This is a genomic window from Paenibacillus sp. Paensp111 (genome assembly GCF_059492195.1).
Genome location: NZ_CP168527.1, coordinates 3,895,724 through 3,911,917 on the forward strand (window position 1 = coordinate 3,895,724; position 16,194 = coordinate 3,911,917).

General features: G+C 48.6%; 11 protein-coding genes. All 11 read right to left on the minus strand.

Annotation, left to right across the window (positions count from 1 at the left end):
* Positions 1-151: 151 nt before the first annotated feature.
* Positions 152-4,099, minus strand: a complete 3,948-nt coding sequence (locus ACEN86_RS18330) for an S-layer homology domain-containing protein (RefSeq protein WP_495631919.1) — start codon at positions 4,097-4,099, stop codon at positions 152-154.
* A gap of 207 nt (positions 4,100-4,306) precedes the next feature.
* The gene (locus tag ACEN86_RS18335; protein ID WP_495631920.1) at positions 4,307-5,431 is read right to left on the minus strand and encodes a glycosyltransferase family 4 protein; all 1,125 of its coding nucleotides are present in this window, start codon (positions 5,429-5,431) and stop codon (positions 4,307-4,309) included.
* Between the two features lie 112 nt (positions 5,432-5,543).
* Positions 5,544-6,302 carry a WecB/TagA/CpsF family glycosyltransferase gene (locus ACEN86_RS18340; protein WP_495631921.1) on the minus strand — a complete coding sequence of 253 codons (759 nt, stop codon included), beginning with the start codon at positions 6,300-6,302 and terminating at the stop codon, positions 5,544-5,546.
* A 6-nt stretch (positions 6,303-6,308) separates the two neighbouring features.
* Positions 6,309-7,445, minus strand: a complete 1,137-nt coding sequence (gene csaB / locus ACEN86_RS18345) for a polysaccharide pyruvyl transferase CsaB (RefSeq protein ID WP_495631922.1) — start codon at positions 7,443-7,445, stop codon at positions 6,309-6,311.
* Positions 7,418-9,448, minus strand: coding sequence for a DUF5693 family protein (locus ACEN86_RS18350; protein ID WP_495631923.1), 2,031 nt, complete (start codon positions 9,446-9,448; stop codon positions 7,418-7,420). Before ACEN86_RS18350 ends, csaB begins: the two co-directional genes overlap by 28 nt.
* A 119-nt stretch (positions 9,449-9,567) precedes the next feature.
* Positions 9,568-11,292, minus strand: a complete 1,725-nt coding sequence (locus tag ACEN86_RS18355) for a phospho-sugar mutase (protein WP_495631924.1) — start codon at positions 11,290-11,292, stop codon at positions 9,568-9,570.
* A gap of 27 nt (positions 11,293-11,319) precedes the next feature.
* The gene (fabZ, locus tag ACEN86_RS18360; protein WP_251376427.1) at positions 11,320-11,757 is read right to left on the minus strand and encodes a 3-hydroxyacyl-ACP dehydratase FabZ; all 438 of its coding nucleotides are present in this window, start codon (positions 11,755-11,757) and stop codon (positions 11,320-11,322) included.
* Between the two features lie 426 nt (positions 11,758-12,183).
* Positions 12,184-12,384 carry a DNA-directed RNA polymerase subunit beta gene (locus tag ACEN86_RS18365; RefSeq protein ID WP_495631925.1) on the minus strand — a complete coding sequence of 67 codons (201 nt, stop codon included), beginning with the start codon at positions 12,382-12,384 and terminating at the stop codon, positions 12,184-12,186.
* 12 nt (positions 12,385-12,396) lie between these two features.
* Positions 12,397-13,218 (minus strand): flagellar hook-basal body protein, encoded by an 822-nt coding sequence (locus ACEN86_RS18370; protein WP_495631926.1) that lies wholly within the window; start codon positions 13,216-13,218, stop codon positions 12,397-12,399.
* Between the two features lie 10 nt (positions 13,219-13,228).
* Positions 13,229-14,104 (minus strand): flagellar hook-basal body protein, encoded by an 876-nt coding sequence (locus ACEN86_RS18375; protein ID WP_495631927.1) that lies wholly within the window; start codon positions 14,102-14,104, stop codon positions 13,229-13,231.
* A gap of 908 nt (positions 14,105-15,012) precedes the next feature.
* Positions 15,013-16,011, minus strand: coding sequence for a rod shape-determining protein (locus ACEN86_RS18380; RefSeq protein ID WP_495631928.1), 999 nt, complete (start codon positions 16,009-16,011; stop codon positions 15,013-15,015).
* Between the last annotated feature and the right edge of the window lie 183 nt (positions 16,012-16,194).

Consider the following 16,194-nt stretch of genomic DNA (forward strand, 5'->3'; position numbering starts at 1 on the left):
AAAAATGTCTATTACTCTGTTATTGTATCCTAATCTCTGAATAAATACAAAAAGATGTAATTGGTAATTACATCTTGTCCCTGTATTACTAATGTCAATAATAGAATACCCGCCTGTAAGCTCACGCTCACAAGCGGGTATCGGAATCATACTAGCTTAAGTTCTTAGGGAAGATCTTGGTGCTCTTCAGAAGCAGCGCAACGGCGATCTTACCAGCTTCAGCCCGAGTAAGTGTACCCTTAGGGTTGAACGCATAAGTCGGCTTCTTCTGGCCAGCAACCGTCTGAGGGCTGCCGCTCATGATCTTCGCTTTGTTCACCGCATCAATGGAAGGCATGGAGTAAGCATCCATGGTTCCTGAGTCGGTAAATGCTTTGGCAAGGGTTGCCTTCAGTTTATCGTCATTCGTAGCTGTCTTCAGCTTCAAGGCTCTTGCAATCATAACTGCAGCTTGCTCTCTGGTCAAAGGCTGATCCGGACCGAAGAATCCATCGCTGAGCCCTGTTACAATACCGGCTCTTGCGGCTGTCTCCAGATGTTCAAAGTCCCAGGTAGGCGCTTTGACCGTTGGTTTGATATCGAAGAACGTTTGTTGATTGTTATCATAATTCAGCGGCAGGTTGAGCCCCTTAACAATCAGAGTGGCGAATTCACCACGTGTGGTGCGGTCATCGGCACCGAAGGCATCTGAGCGCAGGTTGTTCATGATTCCTTTGGCGTAGAGGCCATTCAGGTAGTTACGCGCCCACGGGTGATTCGTAATATCGTTATAACCAAGGCGAAGCTTCATGACTGTGTAATAACCGAACTCATCAAATGGTACGGAGATGGTGTGAGATTTCATGTCTACTTCTCCGCCAATGTTCTCCCATACCCCTTGATCGGTATAACGGAAAGCAGTAATCGTAGAACCTACTTCGTCTACAATGTTCTTATTAAAGCCAATCTTCATCGTACCGCGGTTAGAAGGCACAATCTTGCGTTCAGCTTCAAACTTGGTGAATTGGCCTTCCAGTGAGTAAGGAGCAAGACCATTCGTCGCCGGCTTGTAGCCGGAGGTTCCCAGGTCACCTTTCTCACCTACACCTCCGCTTATCCAGAAAATATCGGATACACGGCTGAAGTTGCTTGTATTAGCATTGGATGTGAATTTAAGCAGCAGTAGATCGTCGAGCGCTACGCTAGGAAATCCACTTACAACACCTGTGTTCGGAATCCCGAGCAGGTTGCCATAGTCATTGCGGCGTTCTACGACGCCGTCCTTTGGATCAGCGATACCAAACAGCAATTTGGTGTTCGGATAGAATTTCGTCACACTGTTCCCATCTGGGTTAGCAGTCTTCATGACAGTTCCTTTAGGGAAAGAAAGGTCTAATGACTTGTTAAACACACTGTACTTTGTGGCTACCTTCTCAGCCATGAACTGAGAATCCACTGCGACTGTACCTGTGTAATACACTGTAATTGTATCGTTAATGGTAGCACCGCTGCGTACGATTTGAATCTTGATCGTTGTTGCTTTATCCGGCTTCAGTCCTACATAGTCATACAAGAAACGGTTCCCTGTTCCAAGGTCAGGACGCTTGGTTGCTTCATCCTTACCAATAATGACCTTGGTTGCACCTTCTGCTTCAATATCAAAATGAACAAAGTTCTTGTTCACAATGTACTGCTTGCCAACCGTTGGCTGTGGAGCAAGAATGCGATAAGGCGAAACTTCACGCACAACCTCAAGACGCTGGTTCGCACGTGCTCCTGTAGCATTAATCATCTCCAGGTTGTACACATGGCTGCCTGGAGCATCAAAGGCAATATTACGAATACGAAGGATGAAGTCATCCTTATTTCCCGAGAAATCGTAAGTGTAAGTAGTACCTTTGTAAGAGAACGTTCCCGGTGCTTTCAATACTTTAGGATCACCCAGAAGACTATCTGTTGTGGAGCTAAAGAATAAGTCCGTTCCCAGGTTCAGGTTCAGTACAGTTGCTCCGCTGCCTCTAAGCACCAAATCGTATTTCTGCTGAGTTGTAGTATATTTACCATCTGCATACACAAACTCAGGGGATGGTGCAAAAATGTTGGTAATATCGTTATCTCCAGCAACATCCTTGGTGAACGGTGTGCGTGTATCCAAGGCGGCGTTCGGAAGAAACGCGTCGATTTTGGAGATATTTTTGTCAATAATGTAGATATGCAGTTCCTTGGTAACTACCCGCTTATTCCCCGCTCCATCCATGGACGTTCCTGAGAAGACAATTTTGTTATCTCCGTAGAAGAGAGGTCCTGAAGCCGTGATGTTCAGATCCAGCGCAAAAGAAACATTCGAGCTGTTCACTCCGAGTAAAGTATCTGCTCCATCGGTGCCAGTAGCAGCACCGGAATTAAGCGTTGTACCCGCAATCCCGTTCACAAAGTACTCCGCATTTGAGATATTCTCAAAGCCAATATACTTACCACTGATCGGAAGTTTGTTCGTTGTACGGGAATCGAATTCGAATGTCTGCCCATCTGTCAGGTTATCGATATAGATGTAGTTCTTGGACACATAGGAGATGTCCGCGTTATACCAAGAGCTGGATCCATTATATTGGAAACGAACCTTCTGCTGTCCATTTGAGAAGCCAGTTACCTGGTAGACCTCTTGATTCGCTGCCAGTCCTGCTACCGTAGCTTTCGTCAAGGTAACCTGTTTGGTTCCCAGCGGCAAATAATTAGCTACTAGTGTTTGGGTAGGTGTAGTATTCGATTCCACCAGGATGTAGAAATCCTGAGCATCTACATTGGCCCCATTCAGCGGCAGTTTAGTCGCCTTGGTGATGTCATCTCCTACTTTAAACTTCTCCAGATACTTCATGTCCGTAATCACGGTGTCACCAGGCAAGTAGCGGAATGTAGCTGGATAAGCTGCAGTAAGCGTACCGTAAGTTACGGCGACTGTAGCCTTCTGCTCTGTCAGCACTTGTGCCGGAGAACCTGAGTCAGTCTGAAGATTATAAGGAACATTGGTTCTGAACTTAACCAGACGATAGGCTGGAGTAATTCCATCCGGACCTGGAATGATCTTCTCATCACTCGCAGTACCGACACTGCCATCATCCTTCAGGATATCGAAGGAAAGCTGGCCTCCCCCATTAACGGTAATAACTGCTTTATCTTTGAAAGCATCAGATACATAAGGAACCAGGACCTGTCCAGAAATGATACCTGTTGTAACGCCTGTATCCTTCGTGAAGGTAGGCTTGTTATCGAGGATTGGAAGTGTCTCTGTTCCTACCGTTGCTTGCAGATCCGTGAATGGCTGTGTTTTATCAAAGAAGTACACGGTACGTGCTATAGCTACAGCGTCTGATCCGTTCTGGATCGACACCTTCAGGTCATTCTGCCCGGACTTAAGATTAAGAGTTGGAGAGAAGAATGTACCATCCTGAAGAACTGTGGCTACAAGCGCAGTACCTCCATTTACGGAAACGGTGACTTTATTAGTGTTCTGGGCTACCCCTTGGAGAGTAACGGTCTTACTGTCTACAACCACTTGCGTGCCTTCATTCAGAAGAATAGCTCCCTGGCTGCTTCCATAAATCTTCAAGGAATCAACATAAGGCACTTTATCATATAGCACATAGAAAATGTCGGAACGCTCAATGCTTCCCTGCATTCCTGTGAAGGTAATTTTGTTGAAGCCCGCGAAGAGTCCCAAGTTATTCGCAGAGAACTTCTGAAGATTCACGGGATCTGCAGTAACGGAGCTTGTGGTAAAATGAGTGCCATCCGGTACCCAGCGAACCCCGCCGCCGACTACAGGCTCGGACACTAGCTGCTCAACCTTAACCTTCATCGTATCTTTGGCGACATATGAGAAGGTACCGCCAATCGTTAACGCTGAATTATTGGTTGCATATACATTGCTTCGGTTAATTTGCTGAGCTCCTGGCTCAGTTGTAAGCAAAGCCGTCTGGCGTATCCCGCTCGAATCCGGAATGAAATAAGTAGCCGCCGATGAGGTAGCTGCAGTTGCTATTCCGGTCAAACCCGCCGGTAGCAAAGAAACAATCATTGTCAACAACATAAGCCATACTAACGGCTTCTTCACGCGCTGCATGTATGAATCTCTCCTTTTTGAAGTCAGTTATCTTATTTATCGGACAGGTGCGCGTGATTGTGAAGAATACCCGAGAATAAAATCCAGATTATTGGGATTTTGACTCCAATATGGATGGCCCGGACCTCCAGAGCTGGTTAACTAATACAAAAAAGTCCCGCGGCACCTTATGTGCGCGGGACTCATTCTTGTGAATATAATCTCGGATCAATCCGATCCTCGTTCCGTGCTCTCCTTCATTCGCAGCCTTGCGATGAAGTTAAGAACAGGACGCTTCGTCTTGCCAATCAAGCCTATGACTTCTGCACCGATCTGCAGGAAGAAGACCATGATGCAGATAACCACGAAGGTGACCCAGTTGGCCGAGTAAAGCGCGGCCGAGGACTGAATGATGGCAAGCACTCCGAAGAATGAAGCAATTCCGTAAATAATCAGGACGGTCTGACGATGGCTGAAGCCCAGCTCACGCAGACAGTGGTGAAGGTGTCCTTTATCCGGCGAGAAGATTGGCTTCTTCTGCATCCAGCGCCGCACAATCGCAAACATGGTATCTGACAAAGGTACACCGATTAGAATCAGCGGGGTCAGGAACGAGACAATGGCAACCTGCTTAAATCCTAGCAGGGATAACAGTGCCAAGCTGAATCCAAGAAATAGCGATCCGGAATCTCCCATGAAGATCTTGGCCGGATGAAAGTTAAAGTACAGGAAGCCCAAGATACTGCCCAGCAGCAGCAGACAAAGTACTGCTGTAATCTCATTTCCCATAATAAAGGCCATGACTGCAATGGTACCAATCGCAATCGCCGATACACCGGCAGCAAGCCCGTCAAGTCCATCGATCAGATTGATCGCATTCGTTACACCCACAATCCAGAGGATGGTGAACGGAATCGACATCCATGTCTCCACAGATGAGTAAGTGTGAAATGGAATATTAGCGAATTCAATCTTAATATCAAATCCAAACACTACAACACATGCCGTAGCAATTTGAATTAGTAGTTTTAATTTGGCAGACAGATCAAAGCGATCGTCCAATGCTCCTAGTAATACAATCATAGTTCCACCGACTAAGAAAGCTCCCACAAAGTCGAGGTCTCTGGAAGAGATATAACTATCCGGGATAAAAGGAAGTAGCGCGACTAATCCGATTACGAAAGATAAATAAATGCCTAGTCCACCGAGTCTCGGCATAACCCTGGTATGCACCTTGCGTGCATTCGGAACATCAACTACGCCAACCTTAATCGCGAATTTCTTCACCAGCGGCGTCAAGCCGAGCGCCAGAACGAGCGAGACGATAAACCCGATGATATAGATCATCAACATGTCAATTTCAACCCCCATTTTATCTACCGAATGAATTATACTCCGAATGCGAACAAACTACCAACTCTGTATTTCAGCAAAATTCCGCTAATTTTCAGAGGATTCCGCCTATTTATCGTACTTTCGTGAGGTTTTCTCCCTCACGCAGTACTTTGACGGTGAATTTCGGCAGCGCAAGCATTCTTCGAATCCTTGTAGGTTCGCGGAGAAGACGGTAGAACCACTCCAGATGCATCTTTTGCATGAATTTCGGTGCACGCTGAGTCCGCCCTGAAATCACATCAAAGCTTCCTCCAACTCCCATAATTACAGGGACACCGAGCTGCTCCTTATACTTGGCTATCCACGGCTCTTGTGTATCTGCCCCCCGGGCAACGAACAACAGGTCCGGCTTAGCCTTCACAATTTCACCAACAACCTCAAGGTCCTGCTGCGGACCAAAATAACCATCGCGGGTACCCACGATCTTCACTCTCGGATACTGCAATTGTAACCGTGCGGATGCTTCCTGAATCACTTCTGGCGCTGCGCCGAGCAGAAATACTTTCCAGCCCAGCTGCTCCCCCTGCTTCATCAGTTCATGCAGCAGGTCGAACCCTGCCACCCGCTCAGTCACGGGCTGTCCGCCCTTCCGGGCAGCCCACACTACTCCAGTTCCATCAGGTACAATCAGGTCCGCATGCTGCATCATGCTCTTATATTCAGGGTTCTCCAGTGCTGCCATCACCATGATCGGATTAGCGGTGATAATCTGGTGTGGCTGTCCGGTCTGTACGACTTCCGTCAAATACTTAACGGTATCTTCCATCCCCCACTTGCAGACTGGAATGCCAAATACAGATACCGTAGGTACACTTACCGGCTGCTTCATGTTGGTTCACCCTCTGTTCCTGTAAAATTCAGCAATCCGCTCCGCCGGACGGCGGGCTTCCTGCTTCAGTGTATCGATTCGTGATGCATTCCGGCTACGCCAGGATTCACCCTCCAGCAGCAGCCCCCGCAGCTCGGATGCCACAATCTGTGGATCAAGCTCATCGCTTGTTCCCACTGGAACGGAGCCCAGGCGGGCCAGAAAATGATCAATCTTCGGATCATAGGAAATACCCAGCAGCGGAACCCGCTGGGAAGCCGCATAGATCAGGCTGTGCAGCCTCATACCAATGAGGGCCTGACACCGGCTGACTTCAGCAAGCATTTCCTGCGGATTCACCGTCTCTGGTGCCACGCTGATGACGCTGCCCTGCGCAATCACTCCCTCCATTCGGTCAATGACAAAGCGAGAAGCTTCGTCATCCCCCGGAAGGTGGAAGGGCAGAAAGCGGAAGTGGACCGGCATGAGTGAGGCTAAGGCCGCAAGACCCGCAGCAAGCTGCGTGAGCTCCTTGCGTTCCGCATTCCAGTACCGCACGGAAACGCCGACGACTGGCAGGTCCTTCCCGGACTGCTCCGAAGTACCTGGCATTTGGATGCCTTCCGGTAGAGGAAGACCCATTACCGGGTCCGGTACCACCTCGATCTCGTCCCGGCTTAGTCCCATCGTTCCAAGCAGCTGTGCAGATTCATGATCACGAACAGAAATATAGCTGCATTTACGGAAAATCCCCTTAATAAAGGGATGGAACATCCCATGGTTCACGGGTCCGATCCCTTGAGCATAAATGAAGGTCGGCTTCCGGAGCCACTGCGCTATCTTTATAATGCCCAAATAATAGGGAATTGTGGTCATGCCGGTAGCATCCTGAAGCAGGCTGCCGCCGCCGCTGATCAGACCATCACTTTCCTTCAGGGCCCGCCGTACTTCACCAAGCTTCATCCGGTGCACGGCCTTAACCCCATACATTGAGGTGGTCCATTCCGGGTCGATAGATAGAACTACCGGCTCGATTCTGATGCCTGCCCGTGTACCCTCTTCTTCGAGCGCAGTCAGAATCGATTTGAGCACCGCCTCGTCTCCGCTATTGCGGAAGCCGTAATAACCGGAGATGACTAGTCTTGCAGCAGACGGGGTGACCATTTTGTCCAGCACCTTTCAACGATAATCCATATTCCAACGGCAATAAGCCCGATGATGATACCAAAGCCCATGCCCAGCAGTCCGCGGATCAGAGAGATCAGCACCGGAGAATGAATATGAGCAAAAGTATCCACCATAGATAACTGACCGATAGAGGCAATAATCAGCACATAGATCAGCTTAGGGAAACGCAGGGCTGCGAACACGCCCATAATGAACAGCGGATGGAACGCAAGGAATTCTTTATTTCTAGGACGGACTCCGATTGTATTCTCCAGGAATGAACGGAATGCAGCTTCGCCAGGCAGAAGACTGCCTGAGTTCCCTGTACGGGAAAGGTAGTAGAGCCCAACGGCGCCCAAGATAACCGCGCAGGCCACCCATAAGACGGTGATAGGCATACGAAGCCATCTGCGGAGCTCACTGTATACGGATTTCCCTTGATATAAGAAGACATACAATGCAACCAGGAATACCGGAACCACATGCAGCAGGCTAACGCCGCGGAACTGGTTCAGGACCAGGGCATAAGTTATGTTGTTCAGCAGCGCGATCACGAAAGGCACTGCACATAGTGACAATAACGAGGTCTTAATGAACAGTACAAGGCTGTGAGTCAACCGGCGGCCTGATGACATCATATAGTTCGCACGTTGAGTCTCCTGTACCTTCTTGATTGCCAGAAGCATGGCAATGGTTGGCGCGCTAATGGCCACGAGCAGGGACAGCATCTGCTCCAGCAGCTCCTGCTTGTGAATGACGAACAGCCCGGCGCAGCCCAAGAGGCCAATAATCAGAGCTGCCAGTGTCAGCGAAGGCAGGAAATAGGAGACAAGAATGCTCACGAAAGCTACGCCGCCCAGTACAACCAATGCCTTCAGCATTTTATCCCAAGTATGGGAAGTGACCGTAAAGGCTTCAGCCTGTCCGAGGTGGTATCCGTCCTTCTCGATCCGCTTGATTGCATTTCCCGGTTCGCCCAAAGTCTGGACAATGTTATCCACCGAGTCTGTGATTGTAGACTTCGACATATCCTTGCTAGGCATACTGTTGATATAGATCATACGGATCTTCCGATCCTTGACTGCCAAAGCAAATCGGTCAGCAAGTGTGTCTGTATCCAGCTTTGCATCCTTATCACTTAAGGAATATAGACGTACTACATTGTAATTAAGGTCGTAGGCCAGCTTGTTAAAGCCTGCCTGAGGCTTCTTGAGACCCTCTATAGTCACAATCCCCAGTCCGTGAGCTTTGAGCGAGTCGGCAAAAGCCTTCAAGCTCTTCTTCTCCGGATTATCAGTGAATCCTTTAACGGCATCCCCTTCAAACAGGATGTGCTTCACTTGGTTCTCCTGGAACATGGTAAGCAGCTTGTCTACCGCCGCCTGATCGTAAGGCATACTGTCACTCATACGCGGAAGTATATTAAACCCTTTGTCCCGCAGCATCTTCATGGCAATCGGATCAGGGGCAAAAGATTTGATTAGAGCATTTGCCATAGACGTATTAATGCGGATGGCTGTCTCGCCTGGTTCCCAGCTCCAAGGAGCCACATCGATATCGAATATTTTGAAAGTATCTTCAATTAAAGGCTGAAAAGTACGTGCATTCTCTTCGTTCGTAAATACGACATAAGTCTGATTCTCGGTTGCTGCGCTGGATAGAGGCAGCTTCTTCATGTTGATCAGATCCTGTGTGCTGTATACCATTACACGGTGGGATCTGGACAATTCGTCGAGATTGCTTTCAAACATCGCGATCGTGCTGACACCCGCTCCTTGCAGCTTATCCAGCTGTTCATTCAGATATGCTTCAGGATTAGGTTGATAATAAGAGCTTTCCAGCAAACTGCGGTAATTGAAAATAAGCTCCACGTTCTTGGCTGTCTGCTCGGTCTGAATACGGCCATAGATTAACGGCAGGGAAGCTACCATACCTACTACCACCAGAATCCATAGCCACTTGCGGGACACCTTATTCCACTTCTGCCATCTTTGATACACGAAGGTACCTCCTCATGAATAAACTCCGAAGCCCCTAACCCCAGCCCATAAGCGAGAGCACCAAGAGACTTCGGAATATTAAGTAAAAACGTTATTTCATTATTACATCCAAATGTGAATTAAGCGTCAACTCTGGCCATAACCTCGTCCTGCAATTTACCAAGTGTGCTCAGTGATTCCTCATTTGAAGAGCCCCGCACAGCAAAATACACTTTAATCTTAGGCTCTGTGCCAGATGGGCGCAAGCAGAACCATGATCCGTCTTCCAGAATGAATTTCAGCACATTCTCTTTAGGGAAGCCAAACAGCCCTTTAGAATAGTCCTCAACTTCCTTCACTTTAATGCCCGCCACTTCCTGAGGAGCGTGATCCCGCCAGTCCGTCATGAGGGACTGAATCTTGGCTACGCCATCCTTGCCTTTGAGCGTACGCGAGACAAGAGATTCACGGTAGTAACCAAATTGCTGATACAGCTCTTCAAGAACGTCGAAGAGGGTTTTGCCTTGTGTCTTGTAGTATGCCGCAGCCTCAGCAATTAAAGTCGATGCCACAATCGCATCCTTGTCACGGGCATAGTTGCCAGCCAGGTATCCGTAGCTTTCCTCATATCCAAATAGGAAGGTATGATCGCCGGACTGCTCGAATTGATTCATCATTTCACCGATATATTTGAAGCCCGTCAGCGTATTGAATACCGACACACCATAGTGGCGCGCAATCACAGCACCGAGCTCGCTGGTTACGATAGTCTTGACTACCGCCCCGTTAGTCGGCAGCTTACCGCTGGCTTTCAGCTGGCTGAGCAGATAATGTACCAGAATGGAACCGGACTGATTACCGGTCAAAATCTGATATTCACCATCCGCGTCCTTAACTACGGCTCCCATACGGTCTGCATCCGGATCTGTTCCCATAAGCAGATCTGCGCCTACCTTCTTCCCAAGCTCAATAGCCAGGGTAAAAGCTTCCCGTTCCTCCGGATTCGGTGACTTCACTGTGGAGAATTCCGCATCCGGCTTCTCCTGCTCAGCTACAATGTGGACCTGTGTGAAGCCCAGCTTATCCAGCACGCGGCGAACCGGAACATTACCTGTTCCGTGAAGTGGAGTATAGACAATAACCACATCTTTGCCAGCACCCGAGGCTAACATGTCAGGGTTCACGCTGGTAGCAGCTACCGTATCCGCGAACGCTTCATCTTCCGCATCTCCAAGCCAGACAAGCAGCCCTTGGGATTCCGCTTCCTCCTGAGTCAGACGCTTCACCTGCGCAAATGATGATACATCCTGGATCAAAGCAATTACTTCCTCAGCTTCGTGAGGAACGAGCTGTCCGCCAGATGCATTGTATACCTTATAACCATTGTATTCCGGCGGGTTATGACTCGCTGTGATTACAATGCCTCCTGTAGCTTTAAGCGTACGCACGGAGAAGGATAGCTGTGGAGTCGGACGAAGTGAACGGAACAGCTTCGCCGTAATCCCGTTCCCTGCCAGAACCAATGCGGCTTCAAGAGCGAACTCCGGCGAGAAATGCCGGGAGTCATGAGCAATCACAACCGAAGGCTTGCCCTCCGCCTGGGACTTGCTGTGGACATCCAGAATGTACTGGGCGAATCCTTGGGTTGCTTTACCTACAGTATAACGGTTGATCCGGTTACTGCCTGCGCCAATCACACCGCGGAGTCCGCCTGTGCCAAATTCAAGGTCTCTATAGAAGCGGTCTTCCAGCTCAGCAGGGCTGTTGTCCAGCAAGCGAAGCTCCTGTTTGGTCTCTTCATCAATCGAAGCATCCTGAAGCCAAGCCTGAACCTTATCTTGAATTGTCTGATTGATCTCGCTCATTGTCTCTACTCCCATTCTATTATTAGATTATTTCAATTCTCCATCCGAGAGGGCGAACATAATTTCACCTTCAGCTACCACCTTATCTCCTACTTTAGCAGTAGCGCGGCCTTTGCCGATCGAACCCTTCAGACGTATAATCTCAACCTCCAAGCGCAGAGTGTCGCCCGGAAATACCATATCACGGAAGCGGAATCCATCAAGGCCTGCAAGGAATCCAATCTTGCCTTTATTGCTCTCCACGCTAAGCATAGCGGCCGCTCCTACTTGAGCCAAAGCCTCTGTAATAAGAACCCCTGGCATTACCGGGTAACCCGGAAAGTGCCCTTGGAAGAAAGGCTCATTTATAGTTACATTCTTAATCCCTACGGCCCGTTTCCCTTCCTCCATTTCGATGATTCGGTCTACCAGTAGGAACGGGTAGCGGTGAGGAATAATGTCTTGAACCTGCCTATTGTCTAACATAATTATGTACTGCCCCTTTCATATTTGCCCACACACCGGGTAATTGTATTTAAACGGATAATTCCGTATAAAAACAAATGGCCAAGGCCAAACTGTAATTATCCTTCGTCTCTGCAGATGCGAAGGTTCAGATAAGGGGTTTATTCGCAGGGCTGCTGATCAGCCGTCTTGCGGATAGAACCCTTTTGCTTTTGCTGCTGCCCGGCAATCCTGCCTGCTTTGAGCGGATAGTCCTCCAACAATTATACCTTCTCCCTGCTCAAAAATAAAACTCCCGCTTGTGCGGGAGTTGTTACGAATTATTTACGTAAGAATTCCCGCAGTTGCGGGAGCCTTACGAACCTTATACGTAAAATTCCCGCAGTTGCGGGATCCATACCGGTGATATAAATAATGCAGGAATTCTCACTTTCAGCTGCATCACCTTTATGGGGCAAAAACCAAATCATAGACGTGACGCCAAGTACTCCACTGGAAAACCTCGCTCAAGCTTTGCTTCCCGAGCACGACATATCCTACTATCATACCGCCAAAAAGCGCCAGTAAGAGGATGAAAAGGAGCAGAAGAATGAACAGGCTTCTGCGCAGAGCAGGCCGCTTGGCTGCCGGTTTATTCTCTTGACTCATTGATGCCTCCACCTATCCACGCAAATTGTTCGCCAGATTAGTCATTGTATCACTTGATGTCAAGGCACGTGCTGAAAGCTGATACGCCCGCTGCACCTGAAGCATTTCCGACATTTCTGTCGCCAGATCCACATTCGATTGTTCCAGCGCACCTTGACGAATAGATGCCTGCTGATTCTGTGGAAGCGTATCGTTACCCGCAAGGACATCGGCCTCACTAGCGCCTGCTGTAAGAACGAACAGATTATCCGCTCTTTGCTCCAGGGCCTCTGGCCGCTGAGGGGACACGAGCTGAATCGCCTGCCCAAGATTCGTTGTCGTTTGGCCTAAAGTGGCTTTAATATTGCCGTGAGCATCGATCTGAAGCTTGGAGCCTGCAGGAACAGTAATAGGCGCGTTATTCTTGTCTAGTACATAGTATCCCTGGTTCGTTACCAAATATGCCAATTTGTTATCCTTGGGATCAGGCTGGATATGGAAGTCTCCTTCTCTTGTCCAAGCCTTCTGGCCGTTCGCCTGTACCGCGAACAATCCGTTACCTTGGATCGCAAGGTCGGTGTCGTTCCCCGTATCCTTGATCGCACCTTGGGAATAATCACGGGAGACACTCGTCATTCTAGAGCCGAATCCCACGTTAACCCCAAGCGGGGTAGCTCTGCCTGTCCGGCCCATCCCGGACTCCTGCTTCACAATGCTGGTAAGGGTATCTTCAAAGGTAGCCCCCTTGCTCTTATACCCGACCGTATTCACATTCGCAATATTATCCGCCAAGAGATCCAGACGCTGCTGGATTCCAGCCATGGAGACCGCGGAGCTAATCATGGAATTGTTCATTTAGCGCCTCCTACACACGGCCGACGTCATTGACGGCCTTGTCCATACTTTTATCGTAGAACTGAATAACCTTCTGGTTAGCTTCATATGCACGCTGAGCCGTCATTAAATCGACCATCGATTGAGCCGTGTTCACATTCGAACCTTCAAGAGAACCCTGACGCACGGTTACGGCATCAGCTGCGGCCATATTGCGAAGACCCGCCTTCTGCGGATCAGCCGCTTCATATACGCCGTTCCCGTTACGAACAAGCTCATAAGGGGATGCAGCTACTGTGATCTGCAGCTGTTGATTCGTAGGGACTCCATTATATAAAAAGTTACCTTTACTGTCTGTCTGGAGATCGTTAATAGGACGATTCAGAACAAGAGGCTGTCCATTACTGCCAAGAACCTTGAAGCCTGTAGAGCTAAGCAGCTCTCCAGCCCCATTCACATGAAAGCTGCCATCTCTCGTATAACGGATATTTCCGTTATTGTCTTGAACCGTAAAGAAGGCTTGCGGGCGATACACCACACTGCCATCCGCCTTTACGAATTTGCCGGACTGATCAAAAGCATACGGCTGCCCCGTTGCCTGGTCATTCAGTTCCAGGCTGGATTCCAGTCCGAAATCCGAACTTTTGCCAGTCTCCCGGAGGTCTCCCTGTGTGTAAGTAGGCTGTGTCTCTTCGGCGAACACGCCGGTATTCAGCTTGCCAATTTGTGTAGTGCCGGGTCCGTTCCCGCCTACCAGAGATATAAGCACCTCCGGAAATGAGCGAGCTGCTTCGTTCACCGACTTGTATCCTGGTGTGTTAATGTTGGCTATATTCTGGGTCACCGTATCGTGCATCCGCTGCTGGGTCATCATGCCTGCGGCAGCCGTGTAGAGTCCTCTTAGCAAATGGGAAACCTCCTTAGTTTTTCACAACCCTCCCAAACCCTCCCTTCCCTAAGGGAGGGCCCCAAGGATTTCATCCTCTGGACACCTGAAAGGGTGGGGAGTGGGGCAGGGTTAGTTGGACTTAGTGCTCATGGTGCTCTGAGTCGCTTGTCGTCCCTACGGGACACGCTTCTGGGTTGAGGTGTCTTGTGTATACATACTGATATTTAGCAATGCTGACTGACTTGGACTGACGTCTACTGTCTTTGGCTTGCAAAATCTTATTAGTTCCTAATATCTTAGCTAGGATGTCTGTATTGATTCATTGACTGCTTGTACTAAAATCAAGATCTTAACAGCTTGTTAATTGCTTAGTTACTTACTAGGCATTACATCTTAGGATCTTCCGTGGGATTAGAACTTCCTCTTATTAACATGGTGTTGCTAGGACGTGCTAACGAATCTTGTTTGTCTTCATCTACGAACTAGTACATGCTAATTAAACTTTGCTACAAATATTACTTTTGGCAGTTCTGTGTGCTTACGCTACCTTTTGGCTAGCTAAGAGTCTTACTTGGTTTACTTGCTTGGTTTGCTTTTGTGTTTTACTTACTTGTTTTACTTGCTGGGTTTTGCATACTTGCTTCACATAATTCGCTTGTTTGGCTTATTTGCTAGTCTACTTGCTAAATGTTTACTTACTGGGTTGTCTTGCCTAGCCGCGGACTAGAAGTCCAGCTAGTGTAATAAATCCCCTGTTTCTAATGCGTCAAATCTGGTTACTTAAGCTTTAGGCTTAGGTACTCAAGGCTTATTTATGTCTGAATAACATTGTGTACATAAGATTTATGGTTAGGCTTGATCGTGATGTGGATCATCTATATCCAATTGCCCGTAGGCAATAAGGTTCTCTGTTATATATCGGATGGTTAGAACTTTTTCTTAATAACTTTGTCCAAATTATCCAGCATAAGTCCGGTACCTTTCACGACGCAGTGCATTGGATCCTCTGCGATGACTACAGGTACACGGAGCTCATCGGCCAAAAGCTCGTCCAATCCATTCAGCAGAGCGCCCCCGCCAGTCAAGATGACCCCGCGGTCGATAATATCCGCGGACAGTTCCGGCGGAGTGCGCTCCAAGACTGATTTTGCTGCTGCAACAATCGAAGATACAGGCTCCCATAGAGCTTCCTGTACTTCTGTAGAAGATATCGTAATGGTAAGCGGAAGTCCCGATACCATATCTCTTCCCCGAATGTCGAGTTCAGCCTGACGGCCACCGGGACGAACAGTTCCGATTCCGATCTTGATATCTTCAGCCGTACGCTCCCCGATTAACAGCTTGTACTTTGTTTTGATATAACGAATGATGGCCGCATCGAACTTGTCGCCTGCCATCTTAATGGAAGAAGCGGTGACGATATCTCCCATAGAGAGTACCGCTACATCCGTAGTACCGCCTCCAATATCTACAACCATATTTCCGCTCGGTTCATATATATCCATTCCTGCCCCGATGGCAGCTGCCTTCGGCTCTTCTTCCAAATAGACTTCCTTAGCCCCGCTGCGTTCTGCGGCCTCACGAATCGCCTTTTGCTCAACCGAGGTAATGTTCGTTGGGGCACAGATAAGAATTCGGGGGTGACTGTACCAGCTCTTGCCGCCAACACGATTAATGAAATACTTCAGCATCGTCTCCGTGATCTCGAAGTCTGCAATGACTCCATCCTTCAGCGGACGGATTGCTACAATGTTCCCCGGTGTTCTGCCTACCATCCGTCTTGCATCTTCGCCGACAGCAAGCACACGCTTGGTATCGCTCTCAATGGTAACTACCGAAGGCTCGTCGAGCACTACACCTTTCCCTTTTACGTGGATAAGCACATTCGCCGTGCCCAAGTCAATTCCGATATCCTTGCTCATCATTACAAAGCTCCCCCAAAGCGTATTTTGAAATGGTAAAAGAAATCCTCATCTATGGTAACCCGTATTCGACAGAAAATCCGTTAGTTTTACAAAAAAGACCAGAAAAAATACCTCTTAAGTCCGTTCTGTATAGCCAAATTTCGGGATGAATGGATAAATTACCCGCATTCTCGTACCATATTT

Excerpts from the sequence above, each read along its gene's own strand:
- ACEN86_RS18330 (WP_495631919.1), bottom strand. The coding sequence starts at position 4,099 with ATGCAGCGCGTGAAGAAGCCGTTAGTATGGCTTATGTTGTTGACAATG.
- ACEN86_RS18335 (WP_495631920.1), bottom strand. The coding sequence starts at position 5,431 with ATGTTGATGATCTATATCATCGGGTTTATCGTCTCGCTCGTTCTGGCG.
- ACEN86_RS18340 (WP_495631921.1), bottom strand. The coding sequence starts at position 6,302 with ATGAAGCAGCCGGTAAGTGTACCTACGGTATCTGTATTTGGCATTCCA.
- csaB (WP_495631922.1), bottom strand. The coding sequence starts at position 7,445 with ATGGTCACCCCGTCTGCTGCAAGACTAGTCATCTCCGGTTATTACGGC.
- ACEN86_RS18355 (WP_495631924.1), bottom strand. The coding sequence starts at position 11,292 with ATGAGCGAGATCAATCAGACAATTCAAGATAAGGTTCAGGCTTGGCTT.
- fabZ (WP_251376427.1), bottom strand. The coding sequence starts at position 11,757 with ATGTTAGACAATAGGCAGGTTCAAGACATTATTCCTCACCGCTACCCG.
- ACEN86_RS18365 (WP_495631925.1), bottom strand. The coding sequence starts at position 12,384 with ATGAGTCAAGAGAATAAACCGGCAGCCAAGCGGCCTGCTCTGCGCAGA.
- ACEN86_RS18370 (WP_495631926.1), bottom strand. The coding sequence starts at position 13,218 with ATGAACAATTCCATGATTAGCTCCGCGGTCTCCATGGCTGGAATCCAG.
- ACEN86_RS18380 (WP_495631928.1), bottom strand. The coding sequence starts at position 16,011 with ATGATGAGCAAGGATATCGGAATTGACTTGGGCACGGCGAATGTGCTT.